The organism is Bacillus seohaeanensis (assembly GCF_042684945.1).
Lineage (GTDB): Bacteria > Bacillota > Bacilli > Bacillales > Bacillaceae_B > Rossellomorea > Rossellomorea seohaeanensis.
This window is the reverse complement of sequence record NZ_JBHUMF010000035.1, coordinates 93,951-113,607: the sequence shown is the minus strand read 5'-3', so window position 1 is coordinate 113,607 and position 19,657 is coordinate 93,951. Positions and strand designations below refer to the sequence as shown.

General features: G+C 37.6%; 11 protein-coding genes. 7 read left to right on the top strand and 4 right to left on the bottom strand.

What is annotated here, in order from left to right:
- Positions 1-445 precede the first annotated feature (445 nt).
- Positions 446-1,657: a C40 family peptidase gene (locus tag ACFSUL_RS20895; RefSeq protein ID WP_377938273.1), complete on the top strand. Its 1,212-nt coding sequence runs from the start codon at positions 446-448 to the stop codon at positions 1,655-1,657.
- Between the two features lie 249 nt (positions 1,658-1,906).
- Here ACFSUL_RS20895 and tagU read toward each other — a convergent pair whose 3' ends face one another.
- Positions 1,907-2,839, bottom strand: coding sequence for a polyisoprenyl-teichoic acid--peptidoglycan teichoic acid transferase TagU (gene tagU, locus ACFSUL_RS20890; RefSeq protein WP_377938271.1), 933 nt, complete (start codon positions 2,837-2,839; stop codon positions 1,907-1,909).
- A 501-nt stretch (positions 2,840-3,340) separates the two neighbouring features.
- The gene (locus ACFSUL_RS20885; RefSeq protein WP_377938269.1) at positions 3,341-5,863 is read right to left on the bottom strand and encodes a bifunctional 2',3'-cyclic-nucleotide 2'-phosphodiesterase/3'-nucleotidase; all 2,523 of its coding nucleotides are present in this window, start codon (positions 5,861-5,863) and stop codon (positions 3,341-3,343) included.
- An 807-nt stretch (positions 5,864-6,670) separates the two neighbouring features.
- Between ACFSUL_RS20885 and ACFSUL_RS20880 the strand changes: the two genes are divergently transcribed.
- The 6 genes from ACFSUL_RS20880 (at position 6,671) to ACFSUL_RS20855 (ending at position 14,086) form a co-directional block, all read left to right on the top strand.
- Entirely contained in the window at positions 6,671-7,021 is a 351-nt protein-coding gene (locus ACFSUL_RS20880; RefSeq protein ID WP_377938267.1) for a hypothetical protein, read from the top strand.
- A 107-nt stretch (positions 7,022-7,128) separates the two neighbouring features.
- Positions 7,129-8,118: a ketoacyl-ACP synthase III gene (locus tag ACFSUL_RS20875; protein WP_377938265.1), complete on the top strand. Its 990-nt coding sequence runs from the start codon at positions 7,129-7,131 to the stop codon at positions 8,116-8,118.
- Positions 8,119-8,252: 134 nt separating this feature from the next.
- Positions 8,253-8,501, top strand: a complete 249-nt coding sequence (locus ACFSUL_RS20870; protein WP_377938263.1) for a hypothetical protein — start codon at positions 8,253-8,255, stop codon at positions 8,499-8,501.
- A 388-nt stretch (positions 8,502-8,889) separates the two neighbouring features.
- A complete protein-coding gene (locus ACFSUL_RS20865; protein ID WP_377938261.1) occupies positions 8,890-9,891 on the top strand; it encodes an LLM class flavin-dependent oxidoreductase in 1,002 nt (333 codons plus the stop codon).
- Between the two features lie 222 nt (positions 9,892-10,113).
- On the top strand, positions 10,114-12,126 hold the full coding sequence (locus ACFSUL_RS20860; RefSeq protein ID WP_377938259.1) for a methyl-accepting chemotaxis protein: 2,013 nt from the start codon (positions 10,114-10,116) through the stop codon (positions 12,124-12,126).
- Positions 12,127-12,742: 616 nt separating this feature from the next.
- A complete protein-coding gene (locus ACFSUL_RS20855; protein ID WP_377938257.1) occupies positions 12,743-14,086 on the top strand; it encodes an N-acetylmuramoyl-L-alanine amidase in 1,344 nt (447 codons plus the stop codon).
- Between the two features lie 394 nt (positions 14,087-14,480).
- On the opposite strand, the gene ACFSUL_RS20850 is transcribed toward ACFSUL_RS20855, so the two are convergent.
- Complete coding sequence (locus ACFSUL_RS20850) at positions 14,481-15,422, bottom strand: hypothetical protein (protein WP_377938255.1); 942 nt, start codon at positions 15,420-15,422, stop codon at positions 14,481-14,483.
- 121 nt (positions 15,423-15,543) lie between these two features.
- Entirely contained in the window at positions 15,544-19,179 is a 3,636-nt protein-coding gene (locus ACFSUL_RS20845) for a chitobiase/beta-hexosaminidase C-terminal domain-containing protein (protein ID WP_377938253.1), read from the bottom strand.
- Between the last annotated feature and the right edge of the window lie 478 nt (positions 19,180-19,657).

The window sequence follows — 19,657 nt, the reverse complement described above, 5'->3', positions numbered from 1 at the left end:
TTTTGTCTTGCAAAGCCCAGACTTGAAAGAAGAGGTTCATCAGTATTTATTTTGAATCAATGAGTAGTATGACTGGCGTATCTAAAACTTCACCCTAATAGTTTGGTATCGAGGAATCTGTGTTTAAATGGCAGTTTTCTTCTTTGTTATCGCTTTTTTTGGGTATTTCCTCCCCTTTTTTGCATCCGGAAGAGTTTGTATGATTAGTATGTAGGCTAATGATAATAAAAACATAGACTACGACAGTCTTTTCATTAGTCTTTTAAAAAGGAAGTGGATGTCTGAAATACATATTTTAAGAGAAAGTTGTATAAAAAAAGATTCTCGTAACTGCGAAAAAATGTTAGAATATTAGAAAAACTAGCAGAAATTGCAAAAAGGTGTAAATGTATGTAACCATCAACCGATAATAATAAAGAGAAAATAAAAGGTGCGGAGGAGAAAGATGAAAAAATCAATTGTTGCACTCTCGACAACGGCAGTATTGCTAACAAGTTTGCCAGCTGCTGGACAAGCAGCAAGCTATACGGTGCAGCGAGGAGATTCGCTGTATAAAATTGCGCAAAACTATCAAACTAGTGTTTCCGCAATTAAAGAGATAAATGGCTTAACGTCGGATATGATTTTTGTTAAACAAAAATTAACAATTCCTACAACGACTACAGTGTCTGGGAATAAACCGGCAGCGCCTGAAAAAGTAGCTACTACTGAAACCTATAAAGTAGTAGCAGGAGATAGTCTTTATAAAATTGCAATAAAGTTTGGCGTTTCGATTTCAGATTTAAAAAAATGGAATGGATTAAATTCCGATCTTATCTATCCGAATCAACAGGTAAAGGTTAGTGCAAGTGGTGAAAAACCAACTACACCATCTTCGCCAACTCAACCTCCGACGACTGGATCCACAACGACGGTTTATACTGTTCAAAAAGGGGATACATTGAGTGCTATCGCTGTTAAACATGGAACAACGGTTGCAAATCTGAAAGCGTGGAACAATCTGTCTTCTGACATCATTTATCCAAATCAAAAGTTAAAAACAAAAAGTAGCACGGGAACATTGGCACCATCGCCATCTCCATCGCCGTCTAAACCAGTTCCATCACCTGGAACTACTGAAAAAGGTCAATACACTGTCCAAAGTGGAGATACACTTGGCAAGATTGCAGGAAAGTATGGAGTAACAGTCGCAGAAATAAAAGCGTGGAATAATCTGTCTTCTGACATGATCTATGTTAATCAGAAGTTGACATTGAGCAAGAGTGGACAAAGTACCGACCAAGTAGAAAATAACCAGCCTTCCAGTGATTTGTTAACAGAAGCAAAGAAACTACTCGGTACACCATATGCATGGGGTGGCACAACGCCAAGCGGCTTCGACTGCAGCGGATTTATCTACTATGTTTTTAATCAAACTGGTAAAAGTATTACAAGAACAAACACAGACGGCTATTACAACCGTTCCTATTATATCCATACACCAAAACCAGGTGATTTAGTTTTCTTTGAAAATACATACAAAAAGGGAATCTCCCATATGGGTATTTATATTGGAGATGACCAATTTATCCATGCAGGTGATTCGGGTGTTGCTATCAGCAGTGTTCATAACTCGTATTGGAAATCAAAGATGGATGGATATAAACGTTTTTATTAAGAAAAGTAGTTTTGTCTCCTGAGTCGCCAATTGCTATAGGAAAAGTTCCTTGCTAAGCAAAAACATAAAAATAGGCTGTTTTCGTAAGGTTTATTGTTTGTGGGCAATGGACCGTTCCTTTCCGCTGCAGGCACTTGCTTTCCGCTTCCAATCCACTCTGCGTTTTCGATGTTGTTAGAAGTAATATTTTCTTAGAAAACAGCCTTATTAAAAAAGGACCAATCATCGCTGATTGGTCCTTTCCTATGATTAAAGCTCCATATGTTCTTTTAAAACATCCTGTATACGAGTAAGTTCTGCGTCTGGAATGACATAGTAGTAAATGCCGTCAATCTTTGTTCCAGACCCATCCTCAATTTTAATCTGTTCAATTTTATTAGATGCTGCTTTATAGTTCTTTTGAATATTGACCATTTCTTCAAACGTAAGGTTTGTTTTGATGTTGTTTCCAAGTGCATCAAAAATGTCGCCAAAATTCCATAGACTTGAAACGCTAGCACCTTCACGGATAACCGCTTGAATAATCTCTCGTTGACGTAATTGGCGTCCGAAGTCACCACGAGGGTCTTCGTATCTCATTCGAGAAAAAGCAAGTGCTTCTTTTCCGCTTAACTCAAGCTCACCCTTAGGGAACGAGTAGCCCCCGTAAGAAAAACTCAAGTCATTATTCACGGTAACGCCACCAACTGCATTAACAATTTCTTGGAAACTTTCCATATTGATTTGAACGAAGTAATCAACAGGGATGTCCAATAGATTTTCAACAGTATCCATTGCCATCTCTACTCCACCAAAAGCGTAAGCGTGATTAATTTTATCTTTTGTTCCTTTACCAACGATTTCTGTTAAGGTATCACGTGGAATACTAAGCATCTTAACAGACTTTACTTCAGGATTAACCGTCAACACAATCATCGAATCCGATCGGCCACTATCACCTTCGCGCTCATCGACACCCATCAAAAGCACGGAAAATGGTTGGCTTTCATGGAATTCAACTTCTTTCGGACGTTTAGAAGACTTCTCCCGTTCAATCGGCGTATGCATTGTATCGACAGCATTGTTCAATGAGTTATAAACAGAGTAGCCATAAGCACCTCCACCAACTAGCAGAACAAGGACAACAATTAACGCCACCTTCCACCAGCGGCGTTTTTTTGATTTATGTTTATCTTTACGCATTATTTAATGACCTCACTATTAATTTAATTAGGCTAAGCATTAGAATAGCAAAAAAACGTAAAAAAAGATAGGTTGGAGTGACAAGTTATCTGCAGTAAAAAGTAAACAAGGTTCTGAACCTAAATTAGCAAAGGAGAAAATGAGTAATGAGGAATTTCGGTAATTACGTATTTGAGATGAAGTTTAAGTTATATATTAGAAAAAGGGAGTTGGTTTTGTGTTTTCCTCCAATTTACGGGTTTTACTGAATATTAATTGGATTTTGAACTAAGAGGTTACTAAGTTCTATAAACTGTAATATCCCATCGTTAAAGAAAAGCTCTTCTTAATCAAACGTTTAATGCCATCTGTATAAAGATAAGAATCCGGCTCATCATCGCCTATTGCGATGGAGAACCGGACCTTTTAAACTATAGGTTTTTTGTGAACATGAAATTAGGGTGGTTACAAAACAAGGGAAAAGGATGAGGTGATTTAGGACAAAACCATTTTATCTTTTCCTTATTTATTTAACAGCATATAAACAGTTTTTGCAGCTTGAGCACGGGTAGCGTTCTGTTTAGGTCCGAAGTTTCCATTTTCTCTACCTGTCATAAATTCTAGTTCTAGTGCTGCGTTTACTGAGTCCTTAAAAATAGGTGAAATTTTCTCCTTGTCAAAATAGTCGTTTTCTATGATTGGTTTGAAATCTTCACCATTCTTGTAATTGTATGCACGCACAAGCATGGCTGCCATTTGTTGTCGGTTAATTGGTTGATTTGGTGCAAATATCCCTTTTGATACACCTGTAGTAATGCCAGCTTCGTAAGCAGCATTGATTTCTGGAACCAGTTCACCCGTAACATCTTTAAAATGAGTTGTTTCTTTCGCTGTTATGTCTAACGCTCTTGAAATCAAGGCTGTGAATTGAGCACGGGTTATATTGTTGTTTGGAGCAAAGGTTGTATCTGATGTCCCTTTAATAATATTTTTGCTAACTAGATCATAAATATAGTCCTTTGCCCAGTACGTATCACCTACATCAGAAAATTTCCTCTCTTGCCCAGGATTTGTCGCATCGTTTTGCTTAAACTTGATGGAATACTTACCAAAGCCATTGTCTTGTTCACCTAAATATTTATACGTACTTGAGTTTTTAATGTAATCCTGTGCTTTTGTAGAAGTTTCAAATACAACGTTCACATTGCCTTTCACAGGTGCAAATGACCAGTTGTTGTCTGCTTCAGGATTAATGGTTTTCTGCTCCATGATGTAGTCGATAATAACGTTACGATTTTCGTCTGGAGATTTCAGGATAATGTTCGAACCGTCAATCCCAGGGAAGTGACCGCCGCCACTAGCACGGTAGTTATTCGTTGCTACGATGAACTTCTTGTCTGGATCGATTGGTTCACCGTCAAACAGTAAGTTCTTAATACGGTTCGCATTTTCATTGATTAGGTTACCGTCTGCATCATACTTCATAGGCTCTGTAACATCAATTTCATACGTTACGCCGTCGATTACGTCATAGTTATAAGAGCGGAACTCCCCGTTTACAAGAGATTGCTCTTCCGATTTGCTCGTATCAATTTGGTTGAATTGTCCAGCTGACATTTCCAACCATTCTTTGACCTCTGCACCTGTAATCATGACAGCTTGTAACGTGTTAGGGTATAAGTAAAGGTCAGAGACATTCTTTATTGCAAGTTCCCCAGCTGGAATATCTGTATAGTAATCAGGGTTATCTCTTGTTCCAGCTTTAAATGGTGCACCAGCTGATAACACTGGAATACCGTCGTACTCAGTGCCTTGAATGTATTTCTCTACGTACCATTTTTGTGCGTTCGTTACGATTTGAATAGAAGGATCGTCCTTTACCTGTGCAAAATAGCTGTTAATTGGAGCAGTGGTTTCTCCTACTGCACTTCGTACCCAGTCAATTGTTCCCTCATGTTCTTCTTTAACAGCATTTACAATATCTTCATCGCGTTCAATTGGGTTGCCGTCTTCATCGATAATGGAGCGAGTAGATGTTTGAGAATTAATCACATGCCATTCGCCATCCTTAAGTTCTAGCTCAAGGTCCACTAGACCTAAATGATCTCCCCATGAACCAGGCATAACCGAAGGAACGCCGTTAATGGTTCCCTTTGTTATATCAACGCCTTCAATATCGCTGTAAGATTCAGATGGGAAAACACCGTGAGAATGTCCGAACAGAATGGCATTAATTCCTTCTACCTTAGAAAGATCATAAGTAGCGTTTTCTTCCATGCCTTCCTGCGTCACATTTCCTATGCCAGAGTGCGGGATTGCTACGATTATATCTGCGCCTTCTTCTTTCATTTGAGGAACAAATTTATTCGCTGTTTCCACGATATCTTTCGCGATAACTTTGCCTTCTAGGTTCGATTTATCCCATTGCATGATTTGAGGAGGAACAAATCCAATGACCCCCACTTTAAGTGTATGCTCCTCACCATCCTCATCGACTACTGTACGCTCTAGAATTTCATAAGGAGTAAAGTAGTTTTTATCATCAGATGGGTCATCATTTTTATCATCAATATAAACATTTGCATTTACATAAGGGAATTCTGATCCTTTTAGTGATGTCTCAAGGAAATCGAGCCCGTAGTTGAATTCATGGTTACCAATATTACCAGTGTCATAATCTAATAGGTTCATTGCTTTGTAAACAGGATGCGTTTCACCGTTTTCAAGCGGATCCACTTTAGCTACATAATCACCAAGTGGATTACCTTGAATTAAATCACCGTTATCAAAGAGCAAGCTGTTCTTTGCCTCATTTCGTGCTTCTTTAATCAGGGTTGCCGTTTTAGCTAGTCCATAGCTATCTGTGAGTGTATCTTGATAATAATCATAGTTTACGAGGTTAGTGTGGATGTCTGTCGTTTCAAGAACACGAAGCTTTACAATATCCTTGTCCATAACGTCAGCATATGTAATCGAAGGTGCAACTTGAGGTATCATTAAACCTAATGCGAGAGTAGCGCCAGCCAGAGTCTTTTTTTTCAACATAATCTCCCCTAATGTTCGTTTTTTGTCAAACAAATACATAATAACATAACAAGCTTAATTAAAGTAGATAGAAGATATTGATTTTTGCAAAAATAGATTAGATGCCTGTTATCATCCAGATATTGTCGAAGATTGATAAGATTTTGACTGGAATTGTGGTAGAAAAGAGGTACAATTTTTCCTTTCTTCTCGTTTTAGCAAAGGGTCTCGCAAGACACCTCTTTTCTGAAAAATTAATGAGGAGTAGCTCAACTTCAAAAGGAAATAGATGAATAACGATATAGAGTGATATTAGATGGAAAAAGATTATTGTTTTTCGTGTCAACATAAAACTGAAAACAGAAACCAATTTTGTGTAAATGGTGATAGTAGATTAATAGAAGCTAGTTATGAAGAGAGTAGAATTACATAAGAAAATAAATTAATTTGTTTTGATCTACAAAAGGTTTCGTGATGGTTGATTTTAGTTTACTGAAGTAGGGGTAAGGTAAAATTTCTCCTGAATAAAGAAGAGGAGGGTGAGACGTGTATAGTTACTAAGCTTTGAGAAACAATGGATGGTTCTTCTGCTTTGAAGTGAAAGAATCACCTGAACTTGCTGAAAGAGCAATGCTTTTTGAAAACCCCGAAGAGTTTTTATCCATATACAGATTTTATTTATATAGACTTTCTCATTGGTCCTAAATCGCCCTTATATTTATGGTAATTTTATACATGAAAATAAAGCTATGCAATGGTCATTAAGGCCTGTATAATTAGTACTATATTGTGCGAAATATTATATACAATAGAAGGGAAATATATGTAATGGTTAAAACAAGTAGCTACAGTATTAACGTAAATCGAGTAAGGAAAACAATTGATATGGTAATAGTGGGTACATTTACTCCTGAACAAGTGCAAGAGTTTGTACAAGAGTACACAACTAAAGTGAAGAGTATTAATGCACAAGACTATACATTGAATGTAGATTCTACGGATATGGATGTTTTAAGACAGGATATGATTCCGAGTATGGAAAGCTCTATTCGTATGTATCAACAATCAGGATTCGATAAAATGATTATCATGATTAAGAAAAATGCAATCCTTAAATTGCAATTAAATCGTATTCTGAAGAATGTTGGTTTTACAAACGCAGAAATTCAAGAGAAATAGAAAGTAATAGACATAGAACAAAAGGACAAGAAGCAAATAGGTCTTGTCCTTTTGTATGTGCTGATATATATGATTGACTTAAGAAGAAGGGAAGTAGGAAGACAACAATGACTCACGTGAAAATGAAAGAAATAGCAATTTATCACCCTGAAAAATCGATTAGCAATGATTTTTATATTGAACATTTTAAGAAATTAGGAAGAGACTCTACTAATTTTATTGAAAATATTTTAGGAAGAAAAAGCAGGTATGTCATTGATAATGACGATGAAAATAGTTTAACAATGGCAATAGAAGCTTCTAAACGTGTATTAGAAAAAGCAAATATGAAAGGGAAAGATTTAGATATGATTATCTTTTCTTCACAAATCCCTGAATATACTGCCCCGACAAATGCGATTCAATTGCATCATGAATTAAAAGCAGGCAATAAAACAATGGTGATGGATTCGAATGCAAACTGCGCTGGTATGACATTAGCTGTAGACCATGCTTCTCGATATATGCTTGGTAATCCTCATGTTAATTCTGTTCTAGTTGTTGGTTCGGACTATAATTCTCTTATGGGAAATCCAGAAGAAGAAATTACGTATGCAAACTTCGGGGATGCTGCGTGTGCGGTTATCTTAGAAAAAACGGAAGAAGAAACAGGTTTTATAGATTCTATTTATTTTACAGACTCCGTAACGTACGACAAAACGTATTTCCCACGTAATGGTTTATCAAAAGCCATCCATGGAAATGAAGGCAATCAATCTATCCAATGGCTTCCCTTTGATGGAAGTGTAGCGATGCCACCAACATACGATATGTTTGAAACCGTTCTAACGCGTAATAACCTAAGTATGAAAGATATAAATGCTTTTTGCTTGTCACAATTCTCATTAAGTAACATCAAAACAATCCAAAAACATTACAATTTAGAAGATAGTAAAATTATGTATGTAGGAGACCGTTTTGGTTATACAGGTACAAGCAGTCCATTTATAGCCCTTCATGAAGGTATTGAATCTGGTCGTATAAACCGTGGGGATACGATACTGTTTTGGACTATTGGTGGAGGGTATCAGCTTGCGGCTTTGGTGTTTAAATATTAGGGATTCTGCTTAGTTTTGGGGAACATGAGGACGGTGCTTCTTTAAAGTCTATAGCATAGAAAAAGCTATAATGAACACGATAATTATTGGGCAAATTAAGTACCTAAATAATAATTATCGGAGGCTATTGTTTCATGACACAACAAGATCAACAGCAGCAATTAAAACAAGCGCAACAAGACGTTCAAAAAGCGAATCAAGAATTACAAATGGAAAATCAGCAATTATTACAAGCAAACCAGCAGCTGCAAACGGAAGTTCAAAAGTTAAAGCAAGCACAAAAACAAGTTCAGAAAGAACAACAGGATGTTCAAAGTGCACAACAAAAACTCCAGCAGGCACAAGCAGTTTCCATGATATATCAAAATAATCCCCCGGAATAAAATGCTGAGGTTTTGTGGCGAGAAAAGAACCTATCGTTAATATGGCTTTTTTGTTTCATTATTATTTCGAGTGCCTGTCCATTCTTGGACTTTATGTAAGGAGCGAGCGATGCCTTATGGTGCTTCGCTCTTTTTCTGTTTGAAGTATTGGGAAGCTAGATTGTTGTTTTTTAGTGGAAATCAACGGACAGAGTTTACAAGTGAAAACAACAATCTATGAGTAAAGAGAACAATGGTGTTTTGTACAAGCTCTTTGTGATGGAATGCTACCAAAGGTGTAGTAGAAATGGCGGCTTATTGCGAGTGAATTACTAGAAGCATTTAAGTTTGTTTTCTAGATATGGATTGTTACAATAATAGCAATTCATCAAGAGAGAGGGAATTCTAAATGACAACGAATCAACTACCTGTTTCTGTTTTAAATCTAGCCCCTGTACGCGAAGGAGAGGGTCCTAAACAAGCGGTGGATGCGATGGTGGATCTTGCGCAAGCGACGGAAAAAATGGGATATACACGATATTGGATTGCGGAGCATCACAACACTCCGACACTTGTTAGTTCAGCTACATCGATCTTAATAAAACATACATTAGAACATACTGGCCGCATACGTGTTGGGTCTGGGGGGATTATGCTACCTAATCATGCTCCTTTAGTAGTTGCCGAACAATTTGGAACGATGGCGACGATTTATCCGGATCGCGTCGACTTGGGACTTGGCCGGGCTCCTGGTACAGATATGATGACTGCGAGTGCTCTTAGACGGTCCAAAAATGACTCTGTCTTTACTTTTCCTAATGATGTTCAATCGTTACTTACTTATTTTGGGGGAGAAGATGAGCAAGGTTATGTCAAAGCCCATCCTGGTGTTGGCACGAATATTCCAATTTATATTCTCGGCTCTTCTACAGACTCGGCTCATTTAGCAGCAAGTTTAGGACTTCCGTATGTATTTGCTTCCCACTTTGCACCAAGGCATATGGAAGAAGCAATTTCGATTTATCGTGCAAAATTCAAGCCATCCAAATACTTAGATCAACCATATATGGTGGTATGTTTAAATGTGATTGCAGCGGAAACGGATGAAGAGGCGAAACTATTATCGACAACGATGGACCAATTTTTCCTTAATGTTGTACGAGGTACGCAAAAACCGTTAAGTCCTCCTATTGAAAGCATGGATGATATTTGGAACCCGATGGAGGCAGAAATGGCAACATCGATGGCAAGCGTTACCTTGCTCGGAAGTAAGGATACCGTCCGACAACAATTGACGGATTTTCAAGAAAAATATAATGTGGATGAACTCATGGCTGTGTCTTATATCTTTGATCCAGCTAAACAGAAACGTTCATATGAGATTTTGAAAGAAGTTGTAGATGGTAAATAACGATTATTGTGAAAAAGAATAACTGTATTACAAGTCGAAAGGTCGAGTGTAGATTTAATTATCTTCACTCGATTTTTTGTTGTGCACATAGCAGTATACTATTTATTTCAACGTCTGATTGAATCTCGATGTTAGAACCGAAGCTATTTTAACTTTACAAAAACTTAACATACTAAAGACCTTGTATTTATAGACTTTCCTACAGGGGGAGTGATAGACTTAATGGGAATTTATACCTACATCATGACGGAGGAGAGTAATTTGTCTATTTCTAAGTCTGTTAAATCAAAGCTATTTATTTCTCTTTTATTAGTATCTATTATTCCTCTCATTTTAGTGAGTTCCGTTCTTTATGCTAAGACAAATCAAGGTTTTAACACGATTTTGCATGATAATCAAATTTCTACAAAGGAATCAATTTCGAGTCAATTAAACAAGGTGTCTCAGGAATTGTTAGCACTTTCAAAATCTTATTCAGCTAATCCAGAGCTTTTAAAAGCCTATCAAAATGGTGATCGTGAAAAATTAGCTACAGTCGTTAAGCCTATTTTTGAAAGGTTGCGAGAGGAACACCAAGTAGATGTTTTTGAATTTGGTGGACCAGATGGAGAGGTTTATTTTAGAGGGCATAATCCAAAAAAGTTCGGGGATGACAAAAGTGATAAACCTGCTATTCAAGCAGCCCTTAAAGATAAGGAATTATCAGGGTTTGAATTTGGAAGCAGTGGTTTGGCCGTTCGAGCATTTGTCCCACTTAAATATAATAATGAGATAATCGGAACATTACAAACCGGGCTTGATGGTCAAGTTATTCAGTCCATCACCGATTCGTTAAAAGGCGTGCAACTAAACATCACAAATGTGGAAGGAGAAATTCTTGTTGCTTCTGATGAAAGTAATATAGGAAACACAATTGAAAAGGAATCTATTATAACTAAGGTGATAACCGGGGAAGAAGTGTCGAAAGAGAATGATCATACCTTAGAATTTTATATGCCATTGTATGACCCTACGAATACAGAGGTAATTGCAGTCATGCAAATGGTGCAAGATGTAAGTGTTGTTAACAATATCACCGATGAAGTATCCCTTTACCTATGGATAATTGGGATAACGACATTGGTGCTTGTTGTCGTTACTGCTTTGCTGTTGAGTAGAGGTTTTTCCAACCCGATAAAACAAATGACCTCTATTATGGGAGAACTAGCAAAGGGGAACCTTCGCAATGAATGGAATGGGAAGAAAAGAAGGGATGAATTTGGGCAGTTATCTCATTCGGTAATGGTCACACAATCAAACCTTAGAGAAATGATCCAAAGAATATCGGAACTATCAAATGTAGTAAAAGATCAATCGACAGTAATGAAACAAGCTTCTAATGAAATTCATACAGGGAGCAATCAGGTAGCGTCTACTATGCAGGAGTTAGCGGAGGGTTCAGAGCAACAGGCAAATGCTTCTTCTGACTTATCGGAACAGATGGATACTTTCTCAAAACGTGTTGTTCAAGCGAATGAAGACGGAACCTTCGTGTACAAATCCTCCAATGAAGTCCTGGACATTACGGAAAATGGAAATGAATTGATGAGCAATTCGATGAACCAAATGAACAAGATTAATAGGATTGTGAAAGAAGCGGTTCAAAAAGTAGAAAGGCTTGATCATCAGTCAAAAGAAATATCAAAACTAGTAAATGTTATCCAAGAAATTGCCCAACAAACGAACTTATTAGCACTGAATGCTGCAATTGAAGCAGCAAGAGCTGGTGATCATGGAAAAGGTTTTGCGATTGTTGCGGATGAGGTGCGAAAGTTGGCTGAACAAGTATCACAATCCATTACGGAAATTACAGGTATTGTGAATAATATCCAGATAGAGTCAACTAGTGTGTCGGAATCTTTAACGAAGGGATATGAACAGGTAGAAGAAGGTTCACAACAAATAAAAGTAACTGGTGAGGCATTTGGAAACATTAATCAATCAGTCACCAATATGGTAGGGAAAATACAAAGTATTTCTAGTAATTTGACTGAGATTGCAGAGAACAGCACGGAAATCAATACATCCATTGAAAGCATTGCCTCAATCTCTCAAGAATCTGCAGCAGGTATTGAGGAAACATCTGCATCCGTTCAACAGACAAGCGCATCCATTGAACAACTATCTCGGAATGCCGATTCATTAGAACAGCTTTCTGGCGAATTACAAACAATGGTGAAAAAGTTTCAACTTTAGAATTTCAGATCTGGCACTTTCTGATAGACGGAAGGTGGAAATATATCGACATTCGAGGCAGTTACTGTGGTACTTTCATCTAACCTAGCTTTATTAGATGTTGTTATAATTGTAGTAGTGTGACTCGTTGCTAATAAAGAGAAGTAATTGCCCATCTCTACTAATGGTATAAGGCTGATTACTTCTCTTTGTAATACTTATTAACATTGGTTAGCCGCTCACGTTGTGGCGTGTAGTTGTTATTGGTCGGGTGTTAGTCTGACTTTTTCACTGTATAAATTAATTAATCTAATATATCAACAGTTTAAGAAGTAAGCGTTAGCCTAGTGTGCAACTGCTCAAAATGTTGGCTACCACAGATTAAAAGAAAGCTATCTTAAGGCGATTAGAACAAGCCTTTCAAGAACCCTGAATTCATTTGAAATTCCCCCTACCTATTTTTTCGTAAAGGGTGTTATTTTTTAACGGAAATCAACGGACAAAACTTATAAGCAAAAACAACAATCTATGAGAAAAGAGCCTTTCGTAAAAACTAAACGAACGTTTGTCCCTTTCATATTCTATTATATGACATAGTATAAATGTAAGGTCATTTTAATAGAAGGGGAGGGTTTTGATGAAACTTTATTTAGATCCAGGTCACGGTGGTTCAGACCCAGGGGCTCAAGGGAATGGATTGAGAGAAAAAGATATTGCTTTAGATATCGCTCTTAAAATCCGCTCCATTTTAAGAAATAACTATGAAAATGTTGAAATACGGATGAGTCGTACAAGTGACATTAGTAAAAGTTTAGCTCAGCGAACAAATGAGGCTAATTCTTGGGGCGCTGATTATTATTTGTCTATTCATTGTAATGCCTATAACGGCTCTGCCGAAGGGTATGAAGACTTTATTCACAGCAGTTTATCCGACTTTTCTGCGTCAGCCAAGTATCAAGATATTATGCATGCCGAAATCATTAACGTAAATCAATTAAGAAATCGTGGACAGAAGAAAGCAAACTTTCATGTTTTACGTGAGGCGACGATGCCGTCCCTTTTAACAGAAAATGGGTTTATTGATAATGGGCATGATGTTGCTTTAATGAAACAATCTTCGTGGCGACAAAAAGTGGCACAGGGTCACGTAAAGGGTTTAGCAAGGGCGTTTAACCTTAAACGTAAATCAGAGGAACCTAAAACGATTTACAAGGTAATAGCTGGATCATTCAAGACAAAGGAAAATGCGGAAGAGCGGGAATCCTACCTCCGCTCAAAAGGAATAGAATCCTTTATTTATTCTATCACGATTTCTGGTGAACTTTGGTACCGAGTTCAAGCAGGGGCCTTTTCAAGTCGTGAAAATGCCGAAATACGCCTGGTAGAGGTCAAGAATACAGGAGTTCATGATGCTTATATTGCTGCCGAAGAGACTAGCTCTAATCAAACCGACGACGCTGGATACTCTATATTAGGTCAGACGTTTTTGTCTCCTGAACACATGAATCAATACGTTAAGCAAATCAATCCTAATGCGATTGAGCTAGGTTACTATTATCTAGAGTTTGGAGAGTATTATGGCATTAGGGGAGATATTGCGTTTGCCCAAGCGATGCATGAAACAGATTTCTTGCGGTTTACTGGAACGGTAAAGCCCAATCAAAATAACTTTTGTGGGTTGGGAACAACAGGACCAGACAATCCAGGAGCAAGCTTTGATACTCCAAGTGACGGTGTACTTGCCCACATTCAGCATCTATTTGCATACGCATCTACTAAACCATTGCCGGCTAAATATCCACTAATTGATCCCCGTTTTGATCTAGTAAATAGAGGATCTGCTACAACTTGGGTCGCATTAAACGGAAAGTGGGCTGTTCCGGGCACAACGTATGGGCAATCTATTTTAAATCTATATGAGAGAAATATTAATGCTACTATGCAGAATCTAGAGAAAATCCTTCGGGAGATTAAGTCTTAACGACTGTCATTTCCTTTAATTTGTCGGAAAGTCCATATAATTAAGAAGGGGAGTTAGTGGTTTATACAAATTGATTCTCCTTTTGTCTTTTTTTAGAAACGATTTGAAAGCAACTCGATTTGTTAAACAAAATGGCTATTTGATTCTCGGAAATTAGAGACATGCTTCACCATATTCTATAAATTAGCTACTAAGCTGCGTACGACTCATGGAAAGTTCGTCACGCTAAAGTACTATTGTCACGAGAAAATTTGTATAAAATTGTTAGATAGCATCTCAAGGTGTACGGAATCCATGGATTTCTTGTGGTATCTGAAATAAAGTATACGCAGCAGAACCTACCTTCAGCTGTTCACCCGATGGACTGCTAACAAACCACAAGGCGCCTCCAGTGCTATGAAAACATCATCATTCCTAAATCCAAGCTATACGTAACTTCATCATCACCATTCTCATCATTAACTCCCATCTCCAATAACTCTTCAAAATAGAGATGTTCCAATTTTTTATTTAAGATTCCGTAAAAATAAGCAATTGGTTTTTTGATGGCTTTTGTTATCTTTAACTTGTTTATCATCTGTTTGAAGGAGCTAATCGCAGTTGTTAGAACTTGATCTTTTTCCTTTTCACGATTGTTTCGGTAAGCAGCTATTTTGGTCATTTTCCAGTATTCTTCAATTGTTTTTGCCTCATCAAAGAAGCATTTCACTAGTTGGCGAAAGGCTTGAGGGACGTTATCGTTTGTAAACGTATGGTCTAGATCTGTGGTGGTTGGTGTTTTTTTACTAGTAATAGATACTTGTTGATCACCATTATTCGTCATTATGTCTGTTGTCTCATCTGAAACAGTAGTATCCAGAAAAGTGTTAGCGAACTGGTTGTTCTTACGTTTTTTTATAATTTTATTTTTAGTTTTAGAAAGATTACTAGTTTTATGGTGGTTCAACTTATCGCTAGTAGGTGGTTCATTTATCGGGAAACGATTGAAAACATAAAGATTACTAGATTGTGATCCGTTCTTTCGCTCTGTTTCATGAACCGTGAAGATACCTAGTTTTTTCGCCTTTCCAATCATTCGTTTAAAGCTGGAGCGAGAAATTCCGTTATTGTGATATTCTTCGTGAATGGCTTTTAGTAACGTTCCAATTTTAGCGTTGCAAACACCAGGAATTTTTGCGGAAAAGCGGACCAACCGTTTTAATCCTACCAATTCTGCTTTCGTAAACTCTTTTTTATACTCTACCATCCACATTTCCATATGGTTGTTAAATTCTTTCAGACTTGAAAACTGTGAATACTGTTCAAATGTTTTTATGTTGCCAGATTTTAAATTCATTACTCTGCACCACCCTTTCACTGGCTATATAGGGATTGCAGGGTGAAAGGGACACCGTGGGGTAGTGTTAATTGTGTCGGAAATGTGAACTTTATTTGGTGTTGTCACTTCTCAAGTTTTTTCATGAGAAGTGGGGTATCCTTCGCTCCTTTTTGTTTTGAAAAAGGTAGTAGTAGAGAGGTTCATGATAATGGGAAGAAATCAAAAAAGAAGAAGAGCTAATAAGCTCTCCTTCAGAAGTGAAGAATGTAATATCCTCTAGGTTTGCACCTTTTTTAAGTTTAATATTTTTTATGTTTTTTGCTCCTTGGATCTCTTTTACATTTGTGCCGTCGATCACGATGTTTTCAACGGTTGTCCCGTTAAAGTTGATGATGGCGTTAGGTTTCGTTGGTTTGATGTAGACTGTCACATCTTTAAGTGCATTTCCCTTTAATGAGGCATATCGGGCACCTATTAAATGTAGTCCTTTTCTTAATGTTACATTTTGCACTAAGTCTATTTCTGCATACTTAGAGGTTACGTTAATTTTATTTGAATTGACGTTTTTGAATGTGTACTTTTTCAAGTTTTCTGGTGCTGGTGTCGGTTGTTGTGCATTGTTTTTTAATGCCACTTGAATCAGGACTGGATCATGGTCACTTGCACGTCCTTCTGCCTCAGTAAAGGAGGAGTTAATATGGACGATGTCGACCGCTGTTGATTCGGCAAGGTTGTTTGATACTAAGATATGATCAAGTACTTGGGAGTTTCCTTGATACGTATAAGAGTAACGCTCTGTTGCCGGCACTTTTTCAATCATGTTTGTTAATTCGTTTCCTTTTAAAGTTTTCAGTGGATTAGAGAATACAAAATCATTAAAGTCTCCCGTTAACACAATATTAGCATCAGGATCTTTTGTTTTAATATCTTTTACAAAGTTATTTACGATTGTGGCAATTTCCATTCGTTGTTCTTCACTACCAAGGACTGGAGGCTGTACTTTCCCGAATAAAGGAAGGTCTCCACCTTTTGAGTTAAAATGATTCGCTACAACGATGATTGGTTCACCATTAAATTCAAATTGTGCTGCAAGTGGTTTGCGGCTATCATTAAATGCTGGATTTGTTGGATCGATACGGCCTGGATTTAATGTTAGGCTTCCATTTTCAAATCCAACTGATTGTGTTGCAGTACCTTTTGTTCCCTCTGCTAATGAGACGCGGTCTTTATTATAAAGGAAACCAACGCGAATGTTTCCGCCTGGTACACCACCATCTTGTTTATCCTCTGGAGCAATGTCCGTGTAAGCATAAGTTGGTCCGCCAAGCTCGCTGATTTTAGCAATTAATGTTTGGAAGCTTTCATCCGACGCTGTTGTTCCGTCATCTGTCTCCCCGTTGTTATCTTGCATTTCTGTTAATCCAATGATGTCTGGTTGTTTTAAGCTTTCTACAATTGCTTTCGCTAATTTCGTCACTTTGGCATCATCTGTTTTTGATGAGAAGTTTTCTACGTTATAGGAAGCAATTGTTAGTTTTCCAGAATCCGCTGAAATTGTTGTTGTATCACGAGTTGTTTCTCCCTTAACGAGTTCTGGTAATTCATTTTTGTCTGTTAACACTTTGTAGTTGCTGTAGTTATAGCTGACAACTCCAGCGATAGAACCGTTAAAATGATCTCCCGTTTTTGCTACAAACGATTCGTCATCAATATCGATAGCAATTCTTTCTGGATTGTAATCTGTTTCCGATATCTTCAATCCGCCAGCATCAGTGTTTGTCTCAACATTTTCAGGAACAACGATTACCTCTCCGTATTTAGGAGGAGCAACAACCTTTGGATTTTCTACCGCTACAAGCATACCTTCTAAACTTTCAAAAAAGTCAATTCCATCTTCGTCTGGATCAAATGTTGCAAAGCCATCATTGTCAATAATTTCAGTTGGAAGAGCACGATCTTTTCCAATAACGATAGGAGCAGGTAGCTCTTGGTCACTTGCTGTTGTCGTAACCGTTGACGCACTAAGTTCTGTAAAAGTTAAGTCTGTTGTAAATCGTTCTCCATAGCCATCCATCACATACTCTTTTACTTCTCCAGTAACCTCAACGACATCACCAACTTCAACGCCATGAGAGCTCTTATAAACGAGTATGCCTTCAGATGTTTTTGGATCATTATCTGGTTGTAAATCTTGCATATAAAATTCGCTGTTATTCACAACATGTGTAACAATTCCTTCTACACCTGTTACATTTGAATTTTCGAGTAATGAAGTGTGTTTAGCACCTTGAATATCATGAATTCGAATGTCTCCATCTTGGATAATGTATTCGAATACTGCTACTTTACTGTTCGTTAAGCCATTTTTTACAGCAATCGCTTTAATGGTTGTGTTCTCTGAAATAGTAATTGGTTCACTGTATACATTGCTAGCTGTTGTTGGTTCGCTATTATCCGTTGTGTAATAGATAGTTGCTCCGTCTGTTTGCGATGATAATGTTACTGCATCGCCACTATTTACTAATCCAGCTCCAGGTGTAGCAATCGGAGTCTGAACAACACTAGAATCCTGAATAATATCAGCGGCATCTCGTGGGATTAACTGATACGTATCATTATAAGCACCTACTACACCAGTAATAGATTCATAGGTAACACCTGTAGAAAGTAATGCGGCATCTTGAGGACGAATTTGAATTTCTGTCCCTTGTGAATCTTTTGCAATATAATTGCCACCTACAAAAGAATCTATGCTTACTTCTTCCAGTGTAACAAGCATGCCTTCTTTTTCTTCTGTTAATTCACTAGCGTTTAGTACGAGAGGGGAAGGGACGTTTACCTTTTCTATTACTTCCACGTCACTAGCTTCCACGTTAATTTCTAATAAGGAACTATATTCCGTTAATGTTCCTTTTGCACGAACCTTGTCTCCTCTTTCTACGTCTAAATCATAACCGTAAAGTACGATTCCTGCGTTGTCGTCTTGAATATAGACAGTGCTACCTAGTGTTGCTGTAACAATCCCAGTTGTCATAACTGTTGAATCAACTTCTTTTTTTCTAACCTCTGAAATTGTTTCAGCTTGTAAAATCGTATAGTCAAATGTCTGTACATCACTATTATCAAGACCATCTGCTGTTGCAACAGCTTTAATCGTTTGGGCTTCTTCAATTGTTACTGGACCAGTATATTCCGTACTAGCTGAAGTTGGCTCGCTGCCATCTGTTGTATAAAAAATTTTTGCATCTGGAGTTGCCGTAGCTAATGTTACTTCTGTTCCAGACGCTACTGCACCAGCTGCTGGTGCTGCAGTAACAGGTTGAACTTTTGTTGGATCTGTTTCTGAAACAAAGGCATAAGAACTTGGTGATTTCAAACCAGGTGCACCGAAATACGCCTCAAGAGAACCAGTAATTTGCACCTTTTTCCCCAAGTTTTCTGGGTGATCTACTAAATTAAGCTCTGTTCTTATATCGTTTTTTGGCAATTGAACAGGTAAAATCTTTGATGCGTCCGTTTCATCAGGACTGTCTGCAATGGCAAGATTTGTAGCCACAGTAAATGGTCCATTATGGGTGTAGGAAGGACCGGAGTTTGTTACACCAACAATATAACCTTCCACCGCAGCTGTCCCTGTATTATTCGCAATTGCTTCTGATACCGTGATTGCGTCCGCAGCCTTTGCTGAATTTGGATGGATAGGAGCTAGGATGCTTAGCATTAGGATGAAAATTAAGCCAATGTTAAAAGTACGGCTCCAAGTCTTTTTTTTCATTGCATTCTCTCCAGTCTAGTTAATGTATTGAGAATTCCACTGCATTGTTACTGCTCATTTACATCTGTAAAACTTTGTGCAGATGTTGCCACATCCATTAAAAATTCCTACTACGATATTCAATTCTTCTGTCGGATATTACCTCCTTTACTACTATGAAAACTAGCATTCACTCTTCATAATATTGAAAATTTACTCTGTTATTATTATATTCTATTATTTTTAGTTTTTAAGGGGTCGTAGGAAAGGGTTCTTTATGCCCACGATCGGAGGTTTTGGTTTTTTTAGGTGATAACCTTTGCTAGGAGCGGAATATACTTCTGGGTATTTTGCTCTTTTTTGGTGTGCTAACGGGATGCTTATTATGGTCGATTAATTGAGGAGTTTTTCTCCCTCTATAATATTGAAGATTAAAAAAGGGAGGACTGGTAGGTATTTTGTAGTATGGGGTTTTTACTCATTTAATTGTCAAAAGATA

Coding starts and splice junctions, on each gene's coding strand:
- ACFSUL_RS20855 (WP_377938257.1), top strand. CDS start 12,743: ATGAAACTTTATTTAGATCCAGGTCACGGTGGTTCAGACCCAGGGGCT.
- tagU (WP_377938271.1), bottom strand. CDS start 2,839: ATGCGTAAAGATAAACATAAATCAAAAAAACGCCGCTGGTGGAAGGTG.
- ACFSUL_RS20850 (WP_377938255.1), bottom strand. CDS start 15,422: ATGAATTTAAAATCTGGCAACATAAAAACATTTGAACAGTATTCACAG.
- ACFSUL_RS20885 (WP_377938269.1), bottom strand. CDS start 5,863: ATGTTGAAAAAAAAGACTCTGGCTGGCGCTACTCTCGCATTAGGTTTA.
- ACFSUL_RS20865 (WP_377938261.1), top strand. CDS start 8,890: ATGACAACGAATCAACTACCTGTTTCTGTTTTAAATCTAGCCCCTGTA.
- ACFSUL_RS20880 (WP_377938267.1), top strand. CDS start 6,671: ATGGTTAAAACAAGTAGCTACAGTATTAACGTAAATCGAGTAAGGAAA.
- ACFSUL_RS20860 (WP_377938259.1), top strand. CDS start 10,114: ATGGGAATTTATACCTACATCATGACGGAGGAGAGTAATTTGTCTATT.
- ACFSUL_RS20875 (WP_377938265.1), top strand. CDS start 7,129: ATGACTCACGTGAAAATGAAAGAAATAGCAATTTATCACCCTGAAAAA.
- ACFSUL_RS20870 (WP_377938263.1), top strand. CDS start 8,253: ATGACACAACAAGATCAACAGCAGCAATTAAAACAAGCGCAACAAGAC.
- ACFSUL_RS20895 (WP_377938273.1), top strand. CDS start 446: ATGAAAAAATCAATTGTTGCACTCTCGACAACGGCAGTATTGCTAACA.
- ACFSUL_RS20845 (WP_377938253.1), bottom strand. CDS start 19,179: ATGAAAAAAAAGACTTGGAGCCGTACTTTTAACATTGGCTTAATTTTC.